Annotated in this window: 4 protein-coding genes; 2 read left to right on the top strand and 2 right to left on the bottom strand. The window is 67.2% G+C overall.

Annotation, left to right across the window (positions count from 1 at the left end):
• Together FMM79_RS20210 and FMM79_RS20205 are read left to right on the top strand one after the other, a co-directional pair.
• Positions 1–1,393: protein adenylyltransferase SelO (locus FMM79_RS20210; RefSeq protein WP_371710969.1), on the top strand; the 1,393-nt coding region annotated here is incomplete at its 5' end.
• A 146-nt stretch (positions 1,394–1,539) separates the two neighbouring features.
• Entirely contained in the window at positions 1,540–2,952 is a 1,413-nt protein-coding gene (locus FMM79_RS20205; protein WP_162853570.1) for a succinylglutamate-semialdehyde dehydrogenase, read from the top strand.
• A gap of 93 nt (positions 2,953–3,045) precedes the next feature.
• Here the strand turns inward: FMM79_RS20205 and FMM79_RS20200 are convergent, their stop codons facing one another.
• Entirely contained in the window at positions 3,046–3,771 is a 726-nt protein-coding gene (locus FMM79_RS20200; RefSeq protein ID WP_148629312.1) for a hypothetical protein, read from the bottom strand.
• Positions 3,772–4,153: 382 nt separating this feature from the next.
• Entirely contained in the window at positions 4,154–4,597 is a 444-nt protein-coding gene (locus tag FMM79_RS20195) for a glycine zipper 2TM domain-containing protein (protein WP_162853569.1), read from the bottom strand.
• Positions 4,598–4,952: the final 355 nt, after the last annotated feature.

Genomic DNA, 4,952 nt, shown 5'->3' with positions numbered 1-4,952 from the left:
CTACTGCCCCGACACCCCGATCACCGCGCTGGCCGACTGGCTGGCCGATCCGGTCTCACCCGCCCGCTTCCCTTCGCACACGCTGCGCTTTCGCAACGACAGCTGGGCCCAGGCGGTGGGCCTTGGCGACCTCAGCGACGACCAGTGGATTGCCCATTTTGGCCGATTCGAGCCGCTCGAGGACAATCTCGAGCGCCCGCTGGCGCTGCGCTACCACGGACACCAGTTCCGCAACTACAACCCGGACCTTGGCGACGGGCGCGGCTTTCTCTTTGCGCAGATGCGCGACGGAAGCCACGGCGGGCGCCTGCTGGACCTGGGCACCAAGGGATCGGGCCAGACACCCTGGAGCCGCGATGGCGACGGGCGCCTGACGCTGAAAGGTGCAGTGCGCGAGATCCTCGCCACCGAAATGCTCGAAGCGCTGGGTGTCGACACCTCCAAGACCTTCTCGGTGATCGAGACCGGCGAGGAACTGTGGCGCGGCGACGAACCATCCCCCACCCGCTCGGCGGTGCTCGTGCGCCTTTCGCACGGGCACATCCGCATCGGCTCGTTCCAGCGCCTCTATGCCTTGGAGGAGACGGAGCACCTTTCCCGCCTAGTCGACTATGCGTTGGCCCAATACCCGGGAGGCCAGCCGCCCGAGGACGCGCCTGACCGTGCCAATCCTGCCATTGTTCTCCTCCACCAGGTGGTTGAGCGGCTCGCCGATCTCGCCGCCTCGTGGATGACCGCAGGCTTCGTTCACGGCGTCCTCAACACCGACAATATGAACATTTCCGGCGAGAGCTTCGACTACGGCCCCTGGCGCTGGGCGCCACGCTGGGACCCGCGCTTCACCGCCGCCTACTTCGACCGCACCGGCCTCTATGCCTTTGGCCGCCAGCCCGAGGCGCTCCTGTGGAACTGCGGCCAGCTGGCCCAGGCGCTGAGCCCCCTTGCCGAAACGAAGCCACTGATCGCCGCGCTCGACCGCTTTGCCCCGCTCTACCAGGCAGCCATGGCGCGGCGCTTCTGCTGGCGCCTCGGCGTCCAGTCGCGCGGGCAGGAGGCGGACACCGCGCTCATCCAGGCCGCCGAGACCGCGATGGTCGAGACCGGCTTCTCGCCCGACCGCTTCTTCTTCCACCACCGCGCGGCGCGCAACGCGGGCGAGGACACCTTCGGTCAGCGGCTCGCCTCCTATACTCCCGCTGCCAGCCTCGACGATCCGTTCTGGCACGAGGGCACCCCACCTGACCTCCACATCGAGGAAGTTGAGCGCGTCTGGGCCGCCATTTCCGAACACGACGACTGGAGCGAGCTGGAGCGCAAGATAAAAGCGATCCGCACGCTCGGCGACCGACTCGGTGCAAAACCCGCGCCCGCAGGCCGGGCCGCGCTTTTGTAACGCGCATTAGCTTCTCGGTAGGGATACGTGTGCAAGGGATTGCAAGATATCCGACTTCTTCCCCTTATCGAGCGCAGGCGGTAAGGGGGACAATCAGGACAAGGTGCAACTTTGCACATACAAACGATCGGGGACCAGCCGGGAACGTGAGCGCACCGGATATCATCTCTCTGGAACCGGCGACGGGCGCCGAGATCTGGCGCGGCAAGCCCTGCGATGTCGACGAGGTTGTCGCGCGCGCGCGGCGGGCCTGGCCGGCCTGGGCCGCCCAGCCGCTGACCACGCGCATGGAGCTCTTGCGCCGCTTTGCCAATGAGGTCCGCAAGGAGGCCGACACGCTGGCGCGCACCATCGCGCGCGAAGTCGGCAAACCCTTATGGGAAGCCCACAACGAGGTCGAGGCGGTCATCGCCAAGGTCGAGATCTCGATCCGCGCCTGTGCCGAGCGCACCAGCCAGCGCAAGCTCGACTCTGCGCTCCAGGGCAAGATGGCGCTGCGCCACAAGCCGCACGGCGTGCTCGTCGTGCTGGGGCCCTTCAACTACCCCTGCCACCTGCCGGGTGCGCACATCGTGCCCGCGCTGATCGCGGGAAACGTCATCGTCTTCAAGCCAAGCGAAAAGGCCCCGGCTTCGGGCGAACTGCTCGCCCGCTGCTTCCAGCGCGCCGGGGTCTCGGCTGCGGTCATGCAATTCGCACCGGGCGGACCGGGCGAAGGCCAGCGCCTCGTCGCCCACGACGGGATCGACGGTGTGCTGTTCACCGGATCCGCGCCGACCGGCATCGCCATCAACCGCAAGCTCGCCACCCGGCCCGACAAGATCGTGGCGCTGGAGATGGGCGGCAATAACGCGATGGTGATGTGGGACACGCCCAAGCTTGCCGATGCGGCCGCACTGATCGTCCAGTCCGCCTTTGCGACCGCGGGCCAGCGCTGCACGGCCGCGCGGCGCCTGATCGTCAAGGCCTCGCTCTACGACCAGATTGTGCCGCTGGTAAAAAGCCTTGCTGACCGCATCATCGTGGGCGCCCCTTTCGACGAACCCGCCCCCTTCATGGGCCCGGTGATCGACAACGCGGCCGCCGACGGGCTGTCCGAAAGCTTCCTCTACCTGATGAGCCACGGCGGCAAGGCGATCAAGCACCTTCAGCGCCCTACGAGCACGCTGCCCTTCCTCTCGCCCGCGATCATCGACACGACCGCGATGGCCAGCCGCCCCGACGTCGAACTGTTCGGACCGATCCTGCAGGTCATCAAGGTCGACGACTTCGACCAGGCCATCGCGGAGGCCAACAACACCCGCTTCGGCCTCGCCGCCTCGCTGATCGGGGGCTCCCCGCAGGAGTACAACCGCTTCTGGGCGAACATGCGCGCCGGGATCATCAACTGGAACCGCGCAACCGTGGGGCCCAGCCACGCCGCGCCGATGGGCGGAATCGGCCTTTCGGGCAATCACCGCCCGACCGGCTATTACGCCGCGGACTACTGCGCCTACCCGGTCACCTCGGGCGAGATGGAACAGCCGCGTGCGGTGATCGGGGTCGGCTTGAAGTCCTGATCTGAGGAGCTGAAATACAAGTTGGAAAGATGAAACCGAGGGCGATGGCCCCTTGAATCAATCTCTTCCTGCCAGCCTCTTGGCTTCAGCGCCCTACTTGCCGGTAGTGACGAGATTGACCTCGGTCGTGCCTGCCCCGGATGGCCCGGCGTAGACGACATAGGCCGCATCGCCCTTGCGCCCGCCGATGGCGTAGTCCTTGCCGGTGCGGCGCACCTGCGCGCTGTAGCCCGCCTTGTCGGCCATGGCGTGATAGAACGCGACAACATGGCCCGCGTCGATGGGCGTTGCGTAGTTCACGACGATCATCGCGCAGCCCCCACCCGCGACACCGGCCGCTTCCTGCACCGCGCCGCGCGGGTAGACGGGAAGCGCCTTGGGCACCTTGGCCGCCCAGGTGTTCGAGAATTCGAGCCTGGTCGTGCAATCGGTCCTGGCCAGCTTCGTTGCCTTGGCCACCTGCGCTGCGGTCGCCGCGCTTTCGGTGAGGACATTGACCCCGCCCTGACGCGCTTCGGGCGCAGGCTTGATCGGGTGTCCGACCAGCTTTTCGGCTTTTACGCGCGCATCGCGGATGGCCTCGGGCGAGCGGTCGGCCGGGGGCAAGCTCACCTCGCCCTCGGCGGCTTCGAGCGCCGCTCCGGCCTGGTCGGCCATTTCCGGGTCGACCATGATATCCTCCCCCAGCGCGCCGCTCATCGCCGGATCGCTGGCCGGAGAGGTCGGCTCCTCGGAGGTGCCGCAGCCTGCCAGGAGAACGCTCGCCAGCGCTGCGCAGGCCCAGCCGCCCGTCCGCTTTCCTCGCACCAACTCCTGCATCGTCCCGGTATCCTTCCTGCCCGCGCGCCTCATGGCACCCGGGACATGCACTCAAAGGGCAAAAGGCAAGTTAAGACCAGCGCCTTGATCCGCAGCGTCCCATTTCGGGAAACGGGCCCGCGCAATCCTTGCCGGGGGTCAGGTAACGCACACCAAAAAGGGCGCCTGCACATGGGGTGCAGACGCCCTTCCACCCACGCGGACAGGCCGTGAAGCGTGCCTGCACCGCAGGGCGTGCCCCCACCAGCGCGTCGCCGTCCGCGCGGACAGGGATTTCGGGAATTTGGGTCAGAACCTCACGGTAGGGACAGGGCTGCTCCATCAGGGGAGGGAGAGAGCGATCGAAGCAGCCCTGTCCGCAGCACGTGAGCCTGTGCGGTTCTTAGCGGCAGCGCTGGCCGCCACGGTCGACCTCGCGGCCAAGCAGGGCCCCGGCCGCCGCGCCGAGCAGCGTGCCGACCGTGCGGTCACGCCCGCCATCGATCTCGCGGCCCAGCAGCGCGCCTGCCGCACCGCCGATCAGGAGGCCGGTCGTGCCGTCCTTCTTCTCGCAGTAGTAGCGACCGTTGTTGCCGCGCCACACGCGGCGGGGCTGGTCATAGCCGCGAGAGTTCGTGCGGCCGTAACCGCGGCGGCGGTCCTCGCGCGAATAGCGGTAACGGTCGCGCCCATAGCTCTGCGTATCGGCCTGGTTCAGTTCGAACGCGCCAAACGCGACAGGCGCGGGCTGCGCGGCCTGGCTCTGGATGGCCGCCGAAGCGGGAACGGCGGTGGCGATGCTGGCGCTCGCCGCCACCAGCGCGGTTGCCTTGAAGAATGCGTGCATCGGTGTTCTCCTCGATTGCGGGACCCGGGCCCGGTGGACGGGGGCCTATCCGCGGTACACATTCAGGTTTAGAGCACCTAAGCTGAACGGAATGCAACGGCGCTGTCAGATTCCACCTTTGCGACGAAATGATACGATTCAGGGGGCAGGGCGCCCGCCGAAGAGAGGAAAAGGTATCCGAGGGCCATCGCCCTCGGGCTCCACATACCGTCAGCGCACTTTGCGCGCGCCACGTTGGCCGAGAAAGGCAAGGTCGCCGATTTTCGGGGTCAAGGGGCGATAGGCCCTTGAAAAACTCCTTCCGTCCCTATTCTTCTGACCCGCGCCAGCCCCCTACTTGAAAGTCCCCCCGATG

It is taken from the genome of Novosphingobium sp. BW1, from assembly GCF_008107685.1.
Lineage (GTDB): Bacteria > Pseudomonadota > Alphaproteobacteria > Sphingomonadales > Sphingomonadaceae > Novosphingobium.
The sequence above is the reverse complement of the archived record's forward strand: the minus strand, read 5'-3'. Positions and strand labels throughout refer to the sequence as shown.